The 19262-nt window shown below is 66.2% G+C and carries 23 protein-coding genes, 1 tRNA gene and 1 pseudogene; 15 read left to right on the forward strand and 10 right to left on the reverse strand.

Annotated features, from left to right (window positions below):
- Positions 1 to 11: 11 nt before the first annotated feature.
- Positions 12 to 740, reverse strand: a complete 729-nt coding sequence (locus GR702_RS03865; protein ID WP_160984654.1) for a winged helix-turn-helix transcriptional regulator — start codon at positions 738 to 740, stop codon at positions 12 to 14.
- 80 nt (positions 741 to 820) lie between these two features.
- Between GR702_RS03865 and GR702_RS03870 the strand changes: the two genes are divergently transcribed.
- The 7 genes and pseudogenes from GR702_RS03870 (at position 821) to GR702_RS03900 (ending at position 4902) form a co-directional block, all read left to right on the forward strand.
- Positions 821 to 1249: a VOC family protein gene (locus tag GR702_RS03870; protein ID WP_160984655.1), complete on the forward strand. Its 429-nt coding sequence runs from the start codon at positions 821 to 823 to the stop codon at positions 1247 to 1249.
- 15 nt (positions 1250 to 1264) lie between these two features.
- The gene (locus GR702_RS03875) at positions 1265 to 1957 is read left to right on the forward strand and encodes a glutathione S-transferase family protein (RefSeq protein ID WP_160984656.1); all 693 of its coding nucleotides are present in this window, start codon (positions 1265 to 1267) and stop codon (positions 1955 to 1957) included.
- Positions 1958 to 1960: 3 nt separating this feature from the next.
- The gene (locus GR702_RS03880; protein ID WP_160984657.1) at positions 1961 to 2332 is read left to right on the forward strand and encodes a DUF1428 domain-containing protein; all 372 of its coding nucleotides are present in this window, start codon (positions 1961 to 1963) and stop codon (positions 2330 to 2332) included.
- Between the two features lie 4 nt (positions 2333 to 2336).
- Positions 2337 to 3152 carry a VOC family protein gene (locus GR702_RS03885; RefSeq protein ID WP_160984658.1) on the forward strand — a complete coding sequence of 272 codons (816 nt, stop codon included), beginning with the start codon at positions 2337 to 2339 and terminating at the stop codon, positions 3150 to 3152.
- A gap of 82 nt (positions 3153 to 3234) precedes the next feature.
- Positions 3235 to 3861, forward strand: a complete 627-nt coding sequence (locus GR702_RS03890) for a glutathione S-transferase family protein (RefSeq protein ID WP_160984659.1) — start codon at positions 3235 to 3237, stop codon at positions 3859 to 3861.
- The gene (locus tag GR702_RS03895; RefSeq protein WP_160984660.1) at positions 3858 to 4373 is read left to right on the forward strand and encodes a VOC family protein; all 516 of its coding nucleotides are present in this window, start codon (positions 3858 to 3860) and stop codon (positions 4371 to 4373) included. The genes GR702_RS03890 and GR702_RS03895 overlap by 4 nt, the downstream gene beginning before the upstream one ends.
- Positions 4374 to 4438: 65 nt before the next feature.
- Positions 4439 to 4902, forward strand: a pseudogene (locus GR702_RS03900) (SRPBCC family protein).
- Positions 4903 to 4959: 57 nt separating this feature from the next.
- Here the strand turns inward: GR702_RS03900 and GR702_RS03905 are convergent.
- Positions 4960 to 5547: a DnaJ domain-containing protein gene (locus GR702_RS03905; RefSeq protein WP_337192514.1), complete on the reverse strand. Its 588-nt coding sequence runs from the start codon at positions 5545 to 5547 to the stop codon at positions 4960 to 4962.
- Positions 5548 to 5587: 40 nt separating this feature from the next.
- On the opposite strand from GR702_RS03905, the gene GR702_RS03910 reads away from it, so the two are divergent.
- The 6 genes from GR702_RS03910 (at position 5588) to GR702_RS03935 (ending at position 11615) form a co-directional block, all read left to right on the forward strand.
- The gene (locus tag GR702_RS03910) at positions 5588 to 5860 is read left to right on the forward strand and encodes a BolA family protein (protein WP_160984662.1); all 273 of its coding nucleotides are present in this window, start codon (positions 5588 to 5590) and stop codon (positions 5858 to 5860) included.
- Positions 5861 to 5975: 115 nt separating this feature from the next.
- Entirely contained in the window at positions 5976 to 6644 is a 669-nt protein-coding gene (gene hisG / locus GR702_RS03915) for an ATP phosphoribosyltransferase (protein ID WP_160984663.1), read from the forward strand.
- Positions 6644 to 7933, forward strand: a complete 1290-nt coding sequence (gene hisD, locus GR702_RS03920) for a histidinol dehydrogenase (RefSeq protein ID WP_160984664.1) — start codon at positions 6644 to 6646, stop codon at positions 7931 to 7933. Before hisG ends, hisD begins: the two co-directional genes overlap by 1 nt.
- On the forward strand, positions 7933 to 8376 hold the full coding sequence (gene nusB / locus GR702_RS03925) for a transcription antitermination factor NusB (RefSeq protein WP_160984665.1): 444 nt from the start codon (positions 7933 to 7935) through the stop codon (positions 8374 to 8376). Before hisD ends, nusB begins: the two co-directional genes overlap by 1 nt.
- A 42-nt stretch (positions 8377 to 8418) precedes the next feature.
- Entirely contained in the window at positions 8419 to 9378 is a 960-nt protein-coding gene (thiL, locus tag GR702_RS03930) for a thiamine-phosphate kinase (protein WP_160984666.1), read from the forward strand.
- Between the two features lie 137 nt (positions 9379 to 9515).
- Entirely contained in the window at positions 9516 to 11615 is a 2100-nt protein-coding gene (locus GR702_RS03935; protein ID WP_160984667.1) for a sodium-translocating pyrophosphatase, read from the forward strand.
- Positions 11616 to 11666: 51 nt separating this feature from the next.
- On the opposite strand, the gene GR702_RS03940 is transcribed toward GR702_RS03935, so the two are convergent.
- From GR702_RS03940 to efp, 5 genes are all read right to left on the reverse strand, one after another.
- A tRNA-Leu gene (locus GR702_RS03940) sits at positions 11667 to 11750 on the reverse strand.
- Between the two features lie 66 nt (positions 11751 to 11816).
- Positions 11817 to 12134, reverse strand: coding sequence for a hypothetical protein (locus tag GR702_RS03945; protein ID WP_337192515.1), 318 nt, complete (start codon positions 12132 to 12134; stop codon positions 11817 to 11819).
- 164 nt (positions 12135 to 12298) lie between these two features.
- Complete coding sequence (locus GR702_RS03950) at positions 12299 to 13120, reverse strand: inositol monophosphatase family protein (protein WP_160984669.1); 822 nt, start codon at positions 13118 to 13120, stop codon at positions 12299 to 12301.
- 56 nt (positions 13121 to 13176) lie between these two features.
- Positions 13177 to 13587, reverse strand: a complete 411-nt coding sequence (locus tag GR702_RS03955) for a hypothetical protein (RefSeq protein WP_160984670.1) — start codon at positions 13585 to 13587, stop codon at positions 13177 to 13179.
- Positions 13587 to 14150, reverse strand: a complete 564-nt coding sequence (efp, locus tag GR702_RS03960) for an elongation factor P (RefSeq protein WP_008828401.1) — start codon at positions 14148 to 14150, stop codon at positions 13587 to 13589. Before efp ends, GR702_RS03955 begins: the two co-directional genes overlap by 1 nt.
- Before the next feature lie 273 nt (positions 14151 to 14423).
- On the opposite strand from efp, the gene GR702_RS03965 reads away from it, so the two are divergent.
- Both GR702_RS03965 and GR702_RS03970 read left to right on the forward strand, forming a co-directional pair.
- On the forward strand, positions 14424 to 14732 hold the full coding sequence (locus tag GR702_RS03965; RefSeq protein WP_337192516.1) for a hypothetical protein: 309 nt from the start codon (positions 14424 to 14426) through the stop codon (positions 14730 to 14732).
- A gap of 252 nt (positions 14733 to 14984) precedes the next feature.
- Entirely contained in the window at positions 14985 to 16067 is a 1083-nt protein-coding gene (locus tag GR702_RS03970) for an ABC transporter substrate-binding protein (RefSeq protein ID WP_160984672.1), read from the forward strand.
- Between the two features lie 19 nt (positions 16068 to 16086).
- On the opposite strand, the gene GR702_RS03975 is transcribed toward GR702_RS03970, so the two are convergent.
- From GR702_RS03975 to GR702_RS03985, 3 genes are read right to left on the reverse strand one after another with little or no spacing between them, the layout of a single operon-like run.
- A complete protein-coding gene (locus GR702_RS03975; RefSeq protein ID WP_160984673.1) occupies positions 16087 to 16890 on the reverse strand; it encodes an SDR family NAD(P)-dependent oxidoreductase in 804 nt (267 codons plus the stop codon).
- A 52-nt stretch (positions 16891 to 16942) separates the two neighbouring features.
- Positions 16943 to 17863, reverse strand: coding sequence for an acyl-CoA dehydrogenase family protein (locus GR702_RS03980; RefSeq protein ID WP_160984674.1), 921 nt, complete (start codon positions 17861 to 17863; stop codon positions 16943 to 16945).
- Complete coding sequence (locus GR702_RS03985; protein WP_160984675.1) at positions 17863 to 19008, reverse strand: acyl-CoA dehydrogenase family protein; 1146 nt, start codon at positions 19006 to 19008, stop codon at positions 17863 to 17865. The genes GR702_RS03980 and GR702_RS03985 overlap by 1 nt, the downstream gene beginning before the upstream one ends.
- Positions 19009 to 19262: the final 254 nt, after the last annotated feature.

The following is a 19262-nucleotide window of genomic DNA, read 5'->3' on the forward strand; positions in this document are numbered from 1 at the left end:
CCCGGGCGCGCTCAACTCGCGCATTTGGGAGGCAGGCTGAACAGATCGATGAACCTTCGGGCGAGATCGGGATCGCCTTCCACGTCGAGACCGGCATCGCTCGCCCCGTGCTTTCCATAGAAGACGGCGAGATAAGGGAAGCCGGCGGGGGCCGAAAAGCGCAGGTCGGGCTCAGGTCCGTCATCGCCGGCGGGATGGATGCGCAGCTCGCCTTCCGCGAACGTCGCCAGGAATCGCGCCGAGCCAACTTTGAAAAGCGCGGTGAGCGACAGGTCGCCTATCCGCTCCGCCACGATCATCGTGCGCATTGACAGCATCAGCGAAACCGGCGTGATCGGCAGCGTAGGGTCGTGCAGCGTGGATCGCACCGCCCAGCGCCCCAGTTCCTGCATGACCGGCTCCAGCGCCAGGCCCCACTCGGTAAGCTGGTAGACCTGCACCGATGCGGGTGGCGGCAGCAGGACGCGGCGGACGATCCCGCTGCGCTCCAGGCTCTCGAGGCGCTCCGTCAGCGTCTTGGCGCTGAGCCCCGGCAACTCGGCCCGGATTTCCCCGAAACGTCTGGGGCCAAGCATCATCTCCCGTATGATCGGCAGCGACCAGCGCTCCCCGATCAGTTCCATCGCGAAGGCCGCGCCGCAGGCATCCCCGTACCAGCGACCATGCGGACCGGCCGCCTCCCCGCCTGCCACTCGCCTGATCGTGCCCGGAGCACCGCTTGTTTCTTTTTGCAACTTCATGGTTGCCTTTAGTTACCGCGAGAGGCACCGTCGGGCAAGAGGCGATTCGCGAGAGGTCGCCCTTCAGAAGGAGAGACGGCATGACCCGCATGATCTTCGTGAACCTTCCCGTGACCGACCTCGAACGCGCCAAGGCATTCTATTCCGGCCTCGGCTTCGCGAACGAGCCGCGCTTCACCGACGATACCGCGGCCTGCGTGGTCTGGTCCGAAACGATCTTCGTCATGCTCCTCACCCACGCGAAGTGGCGGACCTTCACTGACCGCCCGATCCCCGACGCCGCCTCCAGCGAAGTGATGCTCTGCCTCTCGTGCGAGAGCCGGGACGAGGTCGCGGCCATGAACGCGGGGGTCGCAAGCCGGGGCGGCACCGCTGACATCAATCCGCCGCAGGACCATGGTTTCATGATGAGCCATGCGTTCGCGGATCCGGACGGCCATGTCTGGGAAGCGATGTGGATGGACCCGGCGGTCGCTTCCGGAGAAAAGGAGCCGTCGGTCGCAGCCTGAACGAAGGAGGAGACGATGCCGATCGACCCTGACGCCGAACTGGAAATCACCGCGTTCGAGTGGGTTCCCTCCTTCGCCCAAGGGCAGGTCCGCGACCTGCGCCCGCGTTGGGCCTGCGAGGAATACGGCGTGCCCTACCGCGTCCGCCTCATCAGCGCGGTCGAGCGGCCGAAGTGGTATTATGCCGACCAGCCTTGGGGGCAGGTTCCTTTCGTGCGGGACGGTGCGGTTCGTGTATTCGAAAGCGGCGCCACGCTGATCCACATAGCCGAGAAGGCCGGCGCGCTTCCCCCGCAAGGCTCGCAGGAGCGGGCACGCGTGCTGAGCTGGCTACTGGCCGCCTTCAACTCGGTAGAGCCACTGATGATGGAGCTTGCCAACGTCTCGATCTTCTCGCGCAAGGAAGTATGGGCGGGGCTGCGCAAGCCCTCGCTCGTCGCCGAACTCGACACGCGGCTGTCGCGGCTGGAGGCGGCGCTGGACGGCGAATGGCTGGCAGGCGACTTCTCGGTCGCCGACATTGCGATGGCGACGATCCTGCGCGCGCTGCCCGGTTCGGGAGCAGGCGCGCAGGTGCTGGACGGCCACCTCGCCCTCGCCGCCTACCTCGAGCGTGCCCTCGCCCGCCCCGCTTTCGCGCGCGCGCTCGACGCGCAGCTCGCCCCCTTTGCCGAACACGATCCCAGGATGCAGAAGGAAGGAGCCTAGGTCATGACATACGTCGACGGTTTCGTGCTCGCCGTTCCCAGGGCGAACAAGGACAAGTTCATCGAGCATGCCCGCACGGGCGATGCGGTCTTCATGGAACAGGGCGCCACGCGCGTTCTCGAATGCTGGCAGGACGACGTGCCCCGCGGCAAGCAGACCGACTTCTTCGGCGCGGTCGCCTGCACCGAGGACGAGGCGGTGGTCTTCAGCTGGATCGAGTGGCCCGACAAGGCCACTCGCGACGCGGCGATGGGCAGGATGGAAGAGCTCATGAAGACCGATCCTCGCATGGACCCCGAGAGGAACCCCATGCCGTTCGACGGTGCGCGGATGATCTACGGCGGCTTCTCGCCTGTCGTCACGCTGGAAGGATAGGGCCATGTCCACCGCCTTCGGCAGCTTCATCTGGTACGAGCTGATGACCAGCGATGCGGACGCGGCCGCCGCGTTCTATGGCCGCGTCGTAGGCTGGAAAGTCGGCGTCAACGTCATGCCGCAGGCCGGCATGGACTATCGCATGATCGAACGCGTCGATGGCGGCGGCGCGGCCTGCGGCTTCAGCGGCGGCATCTTCGCACTCGACGACGAGATGATCGGCCAAGGCGCCAAGCCGGGCTGGATGGGATACATCCACGTTCCCGACGTAGATGCCAAGGTGGAGGAGATCGTGGCGGCGGGCGGGACCGTCCACGTGCCGGGCACCACGATGGAAGGGGTGGGCCGCTTCGCCATGGTCGCAGACCCGCAGGGCAGCGCCTTCTACGTGATGACGCCCGAAGTCTCGGCCGAGGACGCGGCGGCCACGAGCGATGTCTTCACTGTCGACAAGCCGCAGACGATCCGCTGGAACGAACTTGCCGCCCCCGACGACGAAGCCGCGCTCTCCTTCTACACGCGCCATTTCGGCTGGACGCAGGAAGGCGGCATGCCGATGGGCGAACTCGGCGAATACCGCTTCATCCAGTGCGACGGCGTCACGATCGGCGCGGTGATGCCTTACGCCGACTTCATGCCGGTGGCGGGCTGGACCTGCTACATCGGCGTCGACGACATCGACCGCGCCGTGGGCGAGGTTCAAAGCGGAGGCGGCCGCCTGCAGGGAGAGCCGCAGGAGATCCCCACCGGCGACTATACGGTCCACGCCTTCGACCCGCAGGGTGCCTGGTTCGGCCTTGTCGGTCCGCGTCGATCCTGAACGCAATCGCCGCGACGACGCGGATTGACGCGGCGCCGATGTTCCATCAATGTTCCACCATTCTGCTCGACGGAGAACGACGATGGCCGACTATACGTTCTACACCAACCCGATGTCGCGCGGCCAGATCGTCCGCTGGGCGCTGCACGAAGCCGGCGCCGGCTACGAGCAGGTGCTGGTCGACTGGAAGGACAAGCCGCAGGCCTTCCTCGCCGCCAATCCCATGGGCAAGGTGCCCACGATTGTCCATCACGCCGAAGAAGGTGATCGGGTGGTGACCGAGGCAGCCGCGATCTGCCTCTACCTGGCCGAGATGCACCCCGAGGCCGGCCTGCTTCCCAACGATGCCGAAACGGCCGACTACTACCGCTGGACCTTGTTCGCCGCCGGACCGATCGAGCAGTCCATCACGTCGCGCGCGCTGAAGTTCGAACCCAGGCCCGAGCAGGAGATGCTGGCGGGCTGGGGCAGCTTCGAGCGCACCATCGATGCGATCGACGCCAAGCTGGAAGGGGCGGTGTGGATTTGCGGCGAACGCTTCACGATGGCTGACGTCTATGTCGGCAGCTCGATCGACTGGGGCATGACCTTTGGCATCATCCCGCCTCGCCCGGCGCTGGTCGCCTATGCGGAACGCTGCCAGTCCCGCCCTGCCTACAAGGCAGCCAAGGCGATCGACGGCAAGTTGATCGAGGAAATGAAGAAATGACCGTGCCTGCAAAGGCCCGCGTCTGCCTGTGGTATGTGCGCGGCGCCGAAGACGCGGCAAGGTTCTATGCCGATGTCTTTCCCGACACGCGTGTGGCGGCAGTGCGCCACGCCCCGGCCGACTATCCCGACGGGTCCGCGGGCGATGTGCTCCTTGTGGAATTCACGCTGATGGGCATCGAATGCATCGGCCTCAACGGCGGCGAGCAGTTCCCGCAGTCCGAAGCGTTCTCGTTCCAGATCGCGACCGAGAGCCAGGAGGAGACCGATCGCTACTGGCATGCCATTGTCGGGAACGGCGGCGCGGAAAGCATGTGCGGCTGGTGCAAGGACCGGTGGGGGCTCAACTGGCAGATCACCCCGCGCGTCCTGACTGACGCCATCGCAAGCGCCGACCGCGCCGCCGCCGGTCGGGCCATGGAGGCGATGATGACGATGCGCAGGATCGACATCGCCGCGATCCAGGCCGCTTTCGCGGCGAGCGCGGCAGAACCACGCCCCGCCCAGCCATGACCGCGCGAGATTGACACCGCCGCGCTCCTCCTCGCCGGGGAGCGCCATGCGGAAGGAGAGGATCCATGTCGAACGAACTGTCGATCAGCCGCTTCATCGACGCTCCGCCCTCGAAGGTCTGGGAGGTGCTGGCAGAGCGGCAGGAGGAGTGGTGGTGCCCTGCCCCCTGGCGCGTTAAAGTGGACGAGCAGGATCGGCGCCCGGGCGGTGCCTGCCGGATGACCATGTACGGTCCTGACGGGAGGTCATGCCGCAGAACGGCATCTATCTGGCCTACGAGGAAGGGCGGCGCTTCGTCAGCACCGATGCCGTGGTCGATGACTTCCAGCCAAGCGGGCCTTTCATGATCGGCATCTGGGAGATCGCTGCGGAGGGCAAAGGCACCCGCTACACCGCCACCGCGCGTCACTGGACCGAGGAGGCCTGCAGGCAGCACGCCGAGATGGGCTTCACACAGGGGTGGAGCGCCTGCGCAGACCAGTTGGCGGCGATCTGCGAAAAGGAAGCCGGGACCGCCGCTCAAAGCTGATGCGGCTCAGGCGCAAGGCGAACCCGGGCACTGTCGTCGCTCCCGGGCCGGAGTGGATCAGGCGAAAGCCGCCGCCTTGCTCAGCAGCTGGTACGCCTCCACCACGCCTTGCAGCTTTTCCGCATGGCTGTGATCGCCGCCGTTGTGGTCGGGGTGATACTGGCGCAGCAACCGTGTGTAGCGCAGCCGCAGCGTCTTGCGATCAACATCGGCTTCCAGACCCAGCGCCAACAGCGCCCGCTGCTCGCCGGGGGTGAAGCGCTGCGTCTCTGCGCGCGTCTCGGCCCTGCGGCGGGCAACGTGCGCACGCGCGCGGGCCTGGATCGCCTCGAGCGGGTCGGCGAAATCCGCCCAGCGCGGCACCCCGTCGACGCCCGCGTCGGGACGGAAGGCGCGGGCCTGCGATTCCCAGCCATGCAGCGGCGACTGCGCCCGCAGGATCTCCTCGGTGTCCATGCCCTCGAAGTAGTCGTAACCCGAATTGAACGCGCGTACGTGCTCCAGGCAGAACCAGCGATAGTCGCCGGGCCCATCGAAGCCCGAGGGCCGCCCGCCCGGCGCGCGGAACTCGCCCGCTTCCCTGCATCCGGGCCAGCTGCATTCGCGCCCGGATTCAACTCTTCCATGAAATCTCTGCTGTCTCACCGGCTTCCAGATGGGACATCGATGGCCTAAATGGAACCCCATGTCTGGACCACTCGAACAGGAAATGCGGCAGTTGCTGACCGCCGCCTTCGCCCCGACCGCGCTTGACGTGATCAACGATTCCGCCACTCACCGCGGCCATACGGGCGATGACGGCAGCGGCGAATCGCACTTCACCATCGTGATCGAAAGCCCGCGCTTCGCAGGCGTTTCGCGCCTGCAACGCCAGCGCCTCGTCAATGCAGCGCTCGGCGACATACCCGGCGAGCGCGTCCACGCGGTCGCGATCAAGGCGCGTGCTCCCGGCGAGTGAACTGACGCTCCTTTGTCGGGCCACAAAGCCACGCGCCGTTCCGCAAGATCGGCGCGTGAGGCCTGTGCGCCTTCGCCATTGCCCTTTGAAGCATCCGCGCCTAAATGCGCCGACCATGCCGACATCCCTGACTTTCGCCGTGCCCAAGGGCCGTATCCTCGACGAAGCGCTGCCGCTGATGGCGCGTGCCGGCGTGGTGCCCGAGGCGGAGTTCCATGACAAGAAGTCGCGCGCACTCTCCTTCGCCTGCGAAAACAGCGACATGCGCCTCATCCGCGTACGCGCTTTCGACGTTGCGACTTTCGTGGCGCATGGCGCCGCGCAAGTCGGCATCGTCGGCTCCGACGTGGTGGAGGAGTTTGCCTACCCCGATCTCTATGCCCCGGTCGATCTCGACATCGGGCACTGCCGTCTTTCCGTGGCCGAGCCGGTCGGGGAGACGGGCAGCGCCCTGCCCTCGCACCTTCGAATTGCCAGCAAATACCCCAACCTTACCCGTCGCCACTTCGAGAAGCTGGGCGTTCAGGCCGAGGTCGTGAAGCTGAACGGCGCGATGGAGCTTGCCCCCTCGCTCGGGCTGTCGAGCCGCATTGTCGATCTTGTCTCGACCGGCCGCACGCTCAAGGAAAATGGCCTCGTCGAGACAAGCCGAATCCTCGACATCTCCGCGCGCCTTATCGTGAACCGCGCCGCGCTGAAGACCGATCGGCGCGTTGCCGCTCTGGTCGATGCGTTCCGCGCGCTCGTGGCCGAGGCCCGCGTGCCCGAAGCGGCAAGCGCCTGATGTTGCGCCTGTCCAGCACCGATCCCGGCTTCGCGGAGGCCTTCGCCCGCGTGGTCTCCGACCGTCGGGAAAGCGCGGTCGACGTCGCAGCGGATGTCGCCGCGATCATCGCCGATGTCCGTCGCCGCGGCGACGGGGCGCTGGCAGAATTGACGGCGAAGTTCGACCGGCACGATCTCGACGCCAGCGGGTGGCAGATCGATGCGCCCGCCTGCAAGGCCGCGTTCGACGCGCTTGAGCCAACCTTGCGCGATGCGCTCGAACTCGCCGCCGCCCGTATCCGCGCCTACCACGTGGCGCAGCTTCCTGAGGACCGGGACTACACCGATGCGGCCGGCGTCCGCCTTGGCGCCACCTGGAACGCGGTCGATGCGGCCGGCCTCTATGTGCCGGGCGGCCGGGCGGCCTATCCCTCTTCGCTCCTGATGAACGCCATTCCCGCCAAGGTCGCAGGTGTGGCCCGCCTCGTCGTCGTCACTCCGACGCCCGGGGGTGAGGTCAACCCGCTGGTGCTGGCCGCCGCGCATCTTGCCGGCGTGGACGAGGTCTGGCGCGTGGGCGGCGCACATGCGGTGGCGGCGCTCGCCTACGGCACCGAGCGCGTCGCCCCGGTCGATGTGGTGACCGGCCCCGGCAACGCATGGGTCGCCGAGGCCAAGCGCCAGCTCTATGGCGTCGTCGGCATCGACATGGTTGCGGGGCCCAGCGAGATTCTCGTCATCGCCGACGCGCGTAACGAGCCGCGCCGGATCGCTGCCGACCTTCTCAGCCAAGCCGAGCATGATCCCACCTCCCAGTCGATCCTCATCTGCGACGACGCCGGCTTCGCCGATGCCGTGGCCGAAGCGGTCGAGGAGGAACTGCGCGCCCTCGCCACGCAGCCGACCGCGCGCGAAAGCTGGGCGGCCAACGGCGTCATCATCGACGTGGCCGACTTTGACGAGGCCCCGGCGCTTGCCAATGCGCTCGCCGCCGAACACGTGGAGATCGCCACCGACGATCCGGAAAGCCTGATGCGGCGCATCCGGCACGCCGGCTCGGTGTTCCTCGGCCGCCTGACGCCGGAGGCTGTCGGCGACTATGTTGCCGGTCCCAATCACGTCCTTCCCACCGGACGGCGCGCCCGTTTTTCCTCCGGCCTCTCCGTCCTCGATTTCATGAAGCGCACCAGCTTCATCCAGCTCGACCAAGCGGCGCTGGAGGCCATTGGCCCCGCCGCCGTCGCCCTTGCCGATGCGGAAGGGCTTCCCGCGCATGCGCGCTCCATCTCCGTAAGGCTCGGCCAGTAATGTCAAACTCCAAGCAGAAGCGCGCAGCCGCCCGCCTCGCCGCCGTCCAGGCTCTATACCAGTTCGAGATGGAAGGCACACGCCTGCCCGTCCTTCTCGATGAATTCCACCGCCACCGCCTTGGCATGGAGATCGACGAGGCCAGGTTCGCGGAAGCCGAAGTGGCCTTCTTTGACGACGTGGTGAAAGGCGTCATCGCCCGGCGCGACGAGATCGACGAACTGGTCGCTTCCAAGCTGTCGGAGGGATGGTCGCTCGCCCGCCTCGACAAGACCATGCTGCAGATCCTGCGTGCGGGAACGTACGAGTTGCTCGCCCGTGCCGACGTTCCCACAGGCGCGGCGATCAGCGAATATCTGGACGTCTGCCATGCCTTCTTCGACCCGCGCGAGGCGAAGTTCCTCAACGGCGTGCTGGACTCGGTCGCGAAGTCGGTTCGCTGAACCGGGCTCGACTTGCCCTGCGGTTGAAGGCACGAGGGCAGCATGCCCGGTGAACCTGCCTTCATCCAAGCCCTTCGCGCGATAGCGACGACACCGGCAGCCCGGGCCCTTGCGGACGATGCCGCAGTGCTTCAGGTCGGCGGGGAGACCCTCGTGCTGACGCTCGACACCGTGGTGGAGAGCGTACATTACCTGCCCGCCGACCCGGCGGCCGATGTCGCCTGGAAGCTCGTGGCGGTGAACGTCTCCGATCTTTCCGCCAAGGGCGCGACGCCTCTCGGGTGCCTTTACTCCCATGCACTGGGAGAAGACGCCTGGGACAAGTCCTTCCTTTTGGGCCTGGAAGAGGCGTGTGGCCACTTCGCCATACCGCTGCTCGGCGGCGACACAGTCCGGATGCCGGATGGAGCGCCGCGCAGCTTCTCCCTTACCGCGATCGGCACGGCCGGAAAGGCGGCGCCCGTGCCCTGCCGCAGCGCCGCCCGCGCGGGAGACGAGGTGTGGGTCAGCGGCACCATTGGTGACGCCGGCCTTGGACTTGCCGTTGCAGCCGGAAAGCTGCCCGCCGCTGCCGGGCCCGCCGCCGCGCTGCTTTCAGCCTACCGCAGGCCTTCTCCTGAGCCGCGCCTCGGCGCTGCGCTCGCTCCCCTTGTTCACGCGATGATGGACGTGTCGGACGGGCTGCTCGTCGATGCCGCCCGGATCGCGGATGCCAGCGGCGTGTCCATCGCGATAGAGGCGGACGCGGTGCCGCTCTCGCCAGCCCTCATCTCCGTCGCGGGAAAGGGGCTGGATTCGCGGATGCAGGCAATGACGGCGGGCGACGACTACGAACTGCTGTTCACCGCTCCTGCGGGACAGGCAGCCGGCATCCGCGAAGCGGCCGAGGCGGTTGGTCACCACGTGACCCGCTGCGGCATGGTGAGCCAGGGCTCCGGCCTTTCCCTGACCCATGATGGCCGCCCCCTCCCCCTGCCGGGTCGCCTGGGGTACCAGCACTAGGCCCGGATCTCCCCCGTTCTACACGCGGACAGTGGCCGGACATCGCGCTTGCCAGTCCTCCGCCTTCGCTATAGCCCTTTGTTCCTCGAGCGGGAAAACCCGTCGAATACATAAACCCATTGGGAAGGGGGCGTTCAGTGAACTTGATCACGATCGCAATTGGACTGGGGCTAGTAGCCATCATCTATGGCGTCTTCACCAGTCGGCAGGTCCTGAGTTCTCCGTCAGGGTCCGAAAAGATGCAGGAGATCGCCGCCGCTATTCAGGAAGGTGCGCAAGCCTACCTCAAGCGGCAGTATTCCACCATCGCGATAGTCGGCGTGATCGTCGCCGTCATACTTTTCCTGACGCTGGGGCCGATCTCCGCCACCGGCTTCATCATCGGCGCAGTGCTTTCCGGGGTGGCCGGTTTCATCGGCATGAACATCTCCGTCCGCGCCAACGTGCGCACCGCGGCCGCCGCCCAGAAGGGCCTGCAGGACGGGTTGACGCTCGCCTTCCGCGCCGGGGCGATCACCGGCCTTCTTGTCGCGGGCCTTGCCCTCCTCGCGATCGCAACCTTCTTCTGGTACCTGACGGCCGTTGCTGGCCACACCGTGGGCGAAGACGACCGCACCGTTGTGGAGGGCCTGACGGCGCTTGCCTTCGGAGCCTCGCTCATCTCGATCTTCGCGCGGCTTGGCGGCGGCATCTTCACCAAGGCGGCGGACGTGGGAGCCGATCTCGTCGGCAAGGTAGAGGCCGGCATTCCCGAGGACGATCCGCGCAACCCGGCCGTCATTGCCGACAATGTCGGCGACAACGTGGGCGACTGCGCGGGCATGGCCGCCGACCTGTTTGAGACCTACGTTGTCACCGTGGGCGCGACGATGGTGCTCACCGCCCTGCTCGTCAAAGGCCTCGGAGGCTATCTTCTCACACTCATGACGCTGCCGCTGCTTATCGGGGGCGTGTGCATCGTAACGTCCATCATCGGCACCTACTTCGTCCGGCTCGGCCGCGGGCGCAACATCATGGGAGCCATGTACAAGGGCTTCCTGGTGACCGCGGTTCTGTCCGTTCCCGCGATCTACGGCTGCATCTGGTTCGTCCAGCAGGGTGATCTTGCAGCGCCGGTCGGCGATCTGGGCTTCCGGGGGCTGGACCTGTTCTGGTGCGCGCTGCTCGGCCTTGTCATCACGGGCCTTATCATCTGGATCACCGAGTACTACACCGGCACGAACTACCGCCCGGTCCGCTCTATCGCGAAAGCATCCGTTACCGGACACGGCACCAACGTGATCCAGGGCCTTGCCATCAGTCTGGAGGCGACTGCGCTGCCGACGGTAGTGATCGTCGCCGGGATCATCATCGCCTACCAGCTCGCAGGGCTCCTAGGCATCGCCTATGCGGCCACCGCCATGCTTGCGCTTGCCGGCATGGTGGTCGCGCTTGATGCCTACGGTCCGGTCACGGACAACGCGGGCGGCATCGCCGAGATGGCGGGCCTTGACGACGCCGTGCGCGAAAAGACGGACGCTCTTGACGCTGTGGGCAATACCACCAAGGCCGTCACCAAGGGCTATGCCATCGGCTCTGCAGGCCTCGCGGCGCTCGTGCTCTTCGCCGCCTACACCACCGACCTTGCCGAGTTCTTTCCCGAACTCGACGTGAATTTCAGCCTTGAAAACCCCTATGTCATCGTCGGGCTCCTGCTGGGGGCGCTGCTGCCGTACCTGTTCGGGGCCATGGGGATGACGGCGGTCGGTCGTGCGGCGGGAGACGTTGTCGTCGACGTGCGCGAGCAGATCCGGGAAAAACCCGGCATCATGACTTACGAGCAGAAGCCCGACTATGCCCGGACCGTCGACCTCGTGACGAAGGCGGCCATCAAGGAGATGATCGTTCCCTCGCTGCTGCCGGTGCTGGCGCCCATCGCGGTCTACTTCGTGATCGGATGGGTCGGCGGGCGAGCCAACGGCTTCGCGGCACTGGGCGCGTTGCTGTTGGGCGTGATCGTCAGCGGGCTCTTCGTTGCCCTTTCGATGACTTCGGGCGGCGGCGCCTGGGACAACGCAAAGAAGTACATCGAAGACGGCAATTACGGCGGCAAGGGATCGGAAGCGCACAAGGCCGCCGTCACCGGCGACACCGTGGGCGATCCCTACAAGGACACAGCAGGCCCGGCCGTGAACCCGATGATCAAGATCACCAACATCGTCGCCTTGCTCCTGCTGGCAGCGCTGGCTGGAGGGTGACCGATCGGAACTGTGGAGAGAAACGGCGCCGGTGAAACCCGGCGCCGGTTGTGGTGCCCCTGGCCCGACTCGAACGGGCACGCCTTGCGACAAACGATTTTGAGTCGTTCGCGTCTACCATTCCGCCACAGGGGCACGGATCTGGTGGGCGACGCTTAGACGCGCGCCCGGCCGGGTTCAAGAGCGATCAAGCGCTTGTTTCTAGAAACTCCAGTCCATGGCGACATGGAGCAGGCGGGACTTCATCACGCCCTTGCGCGAACCGTAAGTGCCGATCTCGAAGCGGGGACCGGCTTCTTCTGGCTGGTACCTCAGCCGCAGCTTCGTCTTCTCCGGCTTTTCCGTCTCTTCAGGCGTTCCGATCGCCTGCGAGCGCAACGCCGAACGGCCTTTTGCGGCGACGATCGTTGCGGTGACGGCCCGAAGGTCGAAAGCCGCTGCGGCGGCTCCGGTCGGTTGCGCCGACGCTGGCGTCACGGCGACACTGCCAAGCGCCATGGCTGCGCAAAGGGGAAGCACGCCTCGTTCCATGAGGACGCACGATGAACGTCCTCATGGAACCTATGAAGACAAGTGCATGGCACTTCCAAGACGCCGACAGTGCCACAACTCCGCACGCGTGGCCGGCAAGGAAGAGCGCTTGCATCGTCCAGGCACGCCCGACCGGGGGCGCGCCCCCGAAATCAGTCCTTGAGCGCGGTAGCCAGAAGCTTGTGCAAGCGCGAGTGCAGCACATCGTTGCCCGCAAGCACTTCGGTGTCGCAGATCGGCTGCGAGCGCCCCTTCCAGTCCGACACGAACCCGCCTGCCTCGCGCACCAGGAGGCACCCGGCAGCCGTGTCCCACGGCTTCAGGTCCGCTTCCCAGAAGCCTTCGTAACGGCCCGAGGCAACCCAGGCGAGGTCCAGCGAGGCCGCGCCGAAGCGCCTGATGCCGGCGACCTGCGGAGCAAGCGCGTGATAGATCCGGGTCCACTGCCCGGGATCGCCATGACCGGCAAAGGGAATGCCCGTCGCGATAAGGCTCTCGTCGAGGTGACGGCGCGAGGACACGCGAAGGCGACGATCGTGCAACCAGGCACCGCGCGCCTTCTCGGCCCAGTAGCTCTCGTCCGTGATCGGATTGTAGATCAGCCCGGCAGTGACTTCGCCCCAGCCCCGTCCATCGAGGCGCGGCTCCTGCGCCGCGATGGAAATGGCGAAGTGCGGGATCCCGTGGAGGAAGTTGGTAGTGCCGTCGAGCGGGTCGACGATGAAGCGCGGCTTGGTCGGATCGCCCTCGATCTCGCCCGCCTCCTCGAACAGGAAGCCCCAGTCCGGGCGCGCTGCGCGTAGCTCGTCCCAGATCGTGCGCTCGGATGCCTGGTCCGCCTTCGACACGAAGTCGGCCGGTCCCTTGCGGCTGACCTGCAGGTGCTCGATTTCGCCGAAATCGCGGCGCAGGCGACTGCCGGCCTTGCGGGCGGCCTTCTCGATTACGCGGATGAGACCGGAAATGGCGGCCATGACTTTACTACACTCCTGTGTCCGGCACGGCCGCAGCGACCCGCCGGTACTCGAAATTATCGACCGGCGGGGGCGGCTGCCGGCGCCGGTTGGGTGGGATCGCCCTTGTAGCCGCACACGGCGGTAAGCACCGCCAGCACTTCCGAAGGCTTCTCGCGGTGAACCTTGTCCGCGTTCTCGGCGAAGACCTTGTCCATCGAGTCGGTGATCTTGCTCAACGGATTGTCGTAGAGGCATCCCACCAGGGCGGTCTTGGCCTCGTCCTTGATCTGCTCGGACTGAAGCGCGCTGATCAGCACCTTGAGGTAGAGCACCGCGTGCTCCGACTTCGTCGTATCGGCAGCGCCGGGCGCAGCCGGCGCGGACTTGGGCGCAGCCTTGGCTGCACCCTTCTTCGGTGCGGCGGCCGCGGGAACGGCACCGGCCACCATGCCGAAGGCGACGAGCGCGGGCAGCAGCGCGCGCATCAGTCGGCCTTCTTCACGTAAGTCTTCTCGTAGACGTCGACGATGATGCGCGTCCCGCTTTCGATGTGCGGCGGCACCATCACGCGCACGCCGTTGTCAAGCACGGCGGGCTTATAGCTCGACGATGCGGTCTGGCCCTTCACCACGGCGTCGGCCTCGACGATGGTGGCCTCCACCTGTTCGGGGAGTTGCACCGAAATCGGGCGTTCTTCCCACATCTCGAGGCTCACCTGCATTCCGTCCTGAAGGAACGCGGCAGCATCGCCCAGAAGGTCGGCGGGAAGCGAAATCTGATCGTAGTTCTCGGTGTCCATGAACACCAGGTCGTCGCCCTCGGCGTAGAGGAACTGGAAGTCCTTGGTGTCGAGGCGGACGCGCTCGACCGTGTCGGCGCTGCGGAAGCGGACGTTGGTCTTGCGGCCGTCGATCAGGTTCTTCATCTCGACCTGCATGAAGGCGCCGCCCTTGCCGGGCTGCGTGTGCTGCGTCTTTGCGACCTTCCAGATGCCCTTTTCGTATTCAAGGATGTTGCCGGGACGGATATCGACGCCGCTGATCTTCATGGTCACTGCCTCAGACTGGGAAAGAGCTCACGAGGAAGCAGCGGACGGGTGCCGCAATCCCTCGAAAGCATGCGCCCTTAGACGAGGCAGCGAGGCATGGCAATTGCTTCGCGCGGATGCTAGCCAATCTACATGATGCGCGCGATCAACCGATTTTCACCCCTTCGCCTTCCACTCTCCGGCCCGTGCCCTGCCCGCCAGGGACTGGCGACTGCCCTAGCCGTGACCGCTCTCGCAGCTGCGACGGGCGGCTGCGCACATGAGGCGGCGCGAGTGCCACCGCCCCCCGGCGGCGCCATCGCCACCCTGCCCCTTGGCACCTATACATGCGAGATGCCCGGCGATGCGGGCGGCGCCGTAGGCAAGCCGGTGCCGGATCATGAATTCCGCATAGTGAACGCATCCAGCTACAAGGCAGGGGGAATCCGCGGCAGCTATCTCTTCGTGGGCGACCGGGTGACGATGACCGGCGGCAAGCTGAAGGGCCTGAAGCTGCACCGCATCTCCACCGGCTTCCTGCGCAAGATCGAGGACAACGGCGCCGACGGCGACCTGCGCTGCGTCAGGTCGTCGCGCAACTGAGCTGATGGCTCGGTCCATCAACGTTCGCTTTCGTTACGCGGCGGGTTCCTGAGGCCCGCGGGCGAACAGGGCTTAGCCGTGTTCCCCTTGTAAAATGGCGGACTGTCCGGCCTTGCCCCAGAGGGCGAACCGGCGTTGCTTCATGCCCGCGTTTCGCCAGACGCATGCAGCCTTTTTCGCGTTGGCTCATTGCTAGGCCCGATGGAGCGGGCGACGGCAATCGTGCACGTCCGCTGCCTCGGGAGGAACTCGATGCCAGCAAGCGTGCTCGGAACGGTGAAGATCGGCATACTCAACGACATGGCCGATTTTTCCGAGCCGGACGGCTGCGGCGCGGTTCCCGGCGACGTGACCGGCTGGCTCGAGCGCGAACTTGCCGTCGTGCGCGAAGCGGGTCGGATTACCGCCTCGATCGACTTCATCCATGCTTATGGCCTCGGCCTGCCGTCGGGCACTGCCGATGCCGTGGAGCGTGCCTACCGGCAGCTTGCCGAGGCGGGATGCTCGCTGATCGTGGGCCCCGCCATCGGCGACAATGCGCTGGCCGTGACGCCGCTCGCCGAGCAGCTGCGCATCCCCACCATCAACTGGGCCGGGGCCGAGCGTGCGCGCGGGCGATACATGTTCCAGCATCAGGTCGGCAGCCATGAGGACGAATCGCTCGTCATCGCCCGGCACATGGCGGCGATCGGCTGCAGGCGCCTTGCCGTTGCTTATGACCTGTCGCCAGTGGGTACGCGGCACCTCAAGTACCTCGAGGACGAGGCGCGGGTGCTGGGGATCGCGATCGTATCGAGGCAGGGCCTGTCGCCGCTTGCCGAAGATGCTGCCGAAACGGTCGATGCACTGCTCGAAAGCGGGCCGGACGGCTTTGTCTACCTTGGCCTTGGGGTGTCGGCTCCCGCCGTCGCGCGCGAACTCGTCGCCGACGGCTGGGATGGGCCCAACATCATGAACACGGCGGGCCTTCGCGGCTATGACGAAGACTTCGCCCGCGACTGCGAAGGCTGGTTCTACATCGACATGCATTCCGACCGGAACGCCACGCTGCGGACGCAGATGAAACAGCTCAACGCTCCGCGCAGTCAGGCACTGGCCGTTGCCAAAGGCCATGATCTCGGCCGCCTCGTAGCCGAAGGGCTGGCGCGGGCCAGCGACCTCACCCGCGAGGGAATTCGCGTGGGTCTGGAGCAGGTCAAGTGGCTGCCGGCGGCAGAAGGGCTGGAAGGCACGCTTCTGGGCTTCGGCATCCAGGATCGCGGCGCGCTGCACGGACGTTATCTGGTGGTTCGTCAGTGGCTTGGTGGAGAAACACGCGAAGTGCTGGCAGCCTGACCCGTCACGCCTCGCCTGTTCACATCGAGGGCGCGTAGCCTCCGTTCAGCGGATAGGTCTGCCCGGTGATCCATTCCGCCGCGTTCGAGCAAAGGAAAGCGACCAAGGCCGCAACGTCCGAGGACTTTCCATAGCGGCGTATGGTGTAGCGGGCCAGCTGTGCGCGGGCATGATCGGTCTGCGTAACTTCGGCCACCTTGTCGGCCGGCATGTCGGGCAGCAGCGAAGACAACGACACAGCATTGCTGGTAACATTGTAGCGCCCCAGCTCCTTGGCGATGGAGCGGACGAAGCCCTGCGCCCCCGCCTTTGCCGACGCGTACACCGCGAGGCGCGGCTCTCCGATGCGGCCCGAGTCCGAGACGATGGTCACGATCCGGCCCTTCCTTGCGACAACCATGTTCGGGATGAAGGCGAAGCAGGCGTTGTAGACGCCATAAAGGTTGGTGCGCAGGTACCTGTCCCACGCAGAAGGATCCTCCTCCCAGAAGTCGAGCGAAGGGCGCAGCGATCCGTCCGGCCCCGCCATGCCGGCATTGTTGACGAGGATGGTCGCGGGCCCGAGTTCCCGCCTGATCCTTTCCTCGGCCGCGCGGACCGCCTCAAGGTCGCCCACGTCGAAGGGAACCGCCAGCGCCGGGACACCGGCCGCGCGAATCTCCTGCGCCACCGCTTCCGCCCGTTCGGCCGCGAAGTCGTTCACGGCGACGCCGCCCGCGTTGTGCCGCGCGAGTTCGAGAGCGATGGCTCGGCCGGCGTTCTGGCCGGCGCCGGTGACGATGGCGATCTGCCCGCCAAGGTCCAGAAGATCGTGTCCGCTCATGCTTGCCCTCACCCTCGCGCTCGAGCGCCTATATGATCGACCGGATCGAGGTTCACTTGCCCCACAAGGCCTCGGCGGCAGCAAGCCCCTGATCCGCGCGCCCGCCCAGTTCGGCGGAAAGCAGCTTGAGGCGGTAGGTCCACAGATGCAGCGGATGTTCCAGCGTCATGCCCATGCCGCCAAGGAACTGGTGGTAGTCGTAGCACACGCGCTTCGTCGCTTCCTGCGCATGAAGTAGCGCCAAGGCAGCATCGGCTGCGGTGCCGCTCGCCGCCGCGCGTAGGGCCAGCCAGTAGACGCTGTTGGTGACGACCTGATCTTCGGCAAGCCGGTGGCGTAACGCCTGGAACGTCGCCAACGGGCGGCCGAACTGCCTGCGTTCTGAGACATGGCTCACCGTGCTGGCAAGGGCAGCGCCGAGAAGGCCCGCGGCTTCCGTCGCCACGGCGACACGCCATGCTCTCAAGACCTCGGCCGGGTCTACCTCATGCCGGGTCGGTGTGTCGGGTAGACCGGCCAGGAACGCCACCGGGTAGGCATAGGGCGTGTCATGCGACGCCGGAGCGATCTTGTCCTGCACCGCCGTAAAGCTGGAAACACCCGAGCTTCCGACGACCACCACGGTGGCGCCCGGGCGCAGGAAACGCACCGGCGCGCCGGGGCGGCTTTCCTCCACAAGGCAGATCGGACGCGGCAGTTCGAGATCGATAAGCGGCCGCACCAGCGCCGATACTGCCGCCTCGACAGCGAAGGGCAGGCGCGCCAGCTTTTCCACTACTAGCGCGGCAGTGACCGGCCCGAGCTCATCGACGGCCAAGACGTCGAGGAAGCCGTTCTCCACGAGGGACGCGTCCAGTTCCGCGCTTTCAAGCACGAACGATGCATCGTGGAGCGGCACGGCGGCATATGGCCGGGCAAGGCTGTCGATCGAATCGAGGACCTGCGTCTGGTCCTCGCTGAGGGTCAGCTGCATCAGCGCGGCTCCCGGGGAAGTTCCAGCACTTCGCTGGCGATGATGTTGAGCTGGATCTCGGCCGAGCCGGCCGCGATGCCCGCCACGATGCCGCGCTGATGGTGCATTTTCAGGTAAGGCGAGGCGCCGGCGAGAACCTCGGGAAGAAACTCGACCACGAACTCGCAAACGACGCGCTCTGCCATGACCGTGGCATAGCGCGCCGAGCTGGATTCGGCGCCGATGGTCCGGCCGTCCGCCCGCCTTTGGACGACTGCGTAATTCGTCGTGGCCGCCGCCTCGCACAGCGCCGCGCAGCGTGCCGCCTCGATCCTTACGTATTCGCGTGAAAACCGGCCCTGCTCCCCCAGCATCTGCACGGCGCGATCGAGCGCGGCGCGTGCGAGAGTGAAGCGCGGAATACCGAGTCGTTCGTTACGCAGCGAATAGGCGACGATCTCCCACGCCTGCCCCTCTTCGCCGAACCGGGCGCTTTCAGGCACGGTCACTTCGTCGAAGAAGACTTCGTGGATGTCGCCCTCGCCGATCAACGAGGGAATCTGCCGCACGGTGATGCCGGGGGTATCCATCGGCACCAGGATGATGGTGATGCCTTTCTTCCGGTCGTCGCTGGTCCGCGTCAGCAGGAAGCAGGTGTCGGCGAGCCCGGCATAGCTGGTCCAGATCTTCTGGCCATCAATGACGTAGTTCCCGTCGACCAGCCTCGCCCGCGTACGCAGGGAAGCGAGGTCGGACCCCGCATCCGGCTCGGAGAAACCCTGGCACCAAAGCGACTGGCCCCTGGTGATCGGCTCGAGGTAGCGCCTTTTCTGATCCTCTGTCCCGTATTTCTGCAGCGTGGGGCCGATCCAGTTGACGTTCATGTACTGCCCGCCGCGCGGCTCCCCGGCGATCCACATCTCCTCGGCCAGGATTTGCTGCTCCCATGGCCCCAGCCCTTCGCCGCCCATCTCCACCGGCCAGTGCGGAAACAGTATCCCTGCCTCGGCCAGCTTCACGCAGAACTCGCGGGCGAAGGCCGTCAACGCCGGGGAGGCCGGTCCATGCTCGGAGAATGCTTCCCAGTCCTGAGGAAGATTGGCATGGAGGAAATCGCGGATCTTGCGCCGGAATTCGTCCTGCTCGGCTGTCCATTCGAATTGCATCGGCGCGGCGCTCTCCCGGTTGCAGAACCTGCGTTAACGCCAACTCTGAGGCCGGAACAAGCCGCCTCCCACGTTTACCGCCCCGACGAAAAAGCCCGCGCTAAGGGCCCTTTGCGGCGTTGTCCTTCGCTCATCTTATCGCGTCCGCGGCTTGCCCTGGAAATGATCGCCGGGGTACTTCAATTGCTTGGCCCTGCTGTGCTTGTGCCATCGGGGCGACCACGGCGGTCGGGAGGTACAGATGCAGAAAGTCG

It is taken from the genome of Novosphingobium silvae, assembly GCF_009856825.1.
GTDB classification, from domain to species: Bacteria; Pseudomonadota; Alphaproteobacteria; order Sphingomonadales; family Sphingomonadaceae; genus Novosphingobium; species Novosphingobium silvae.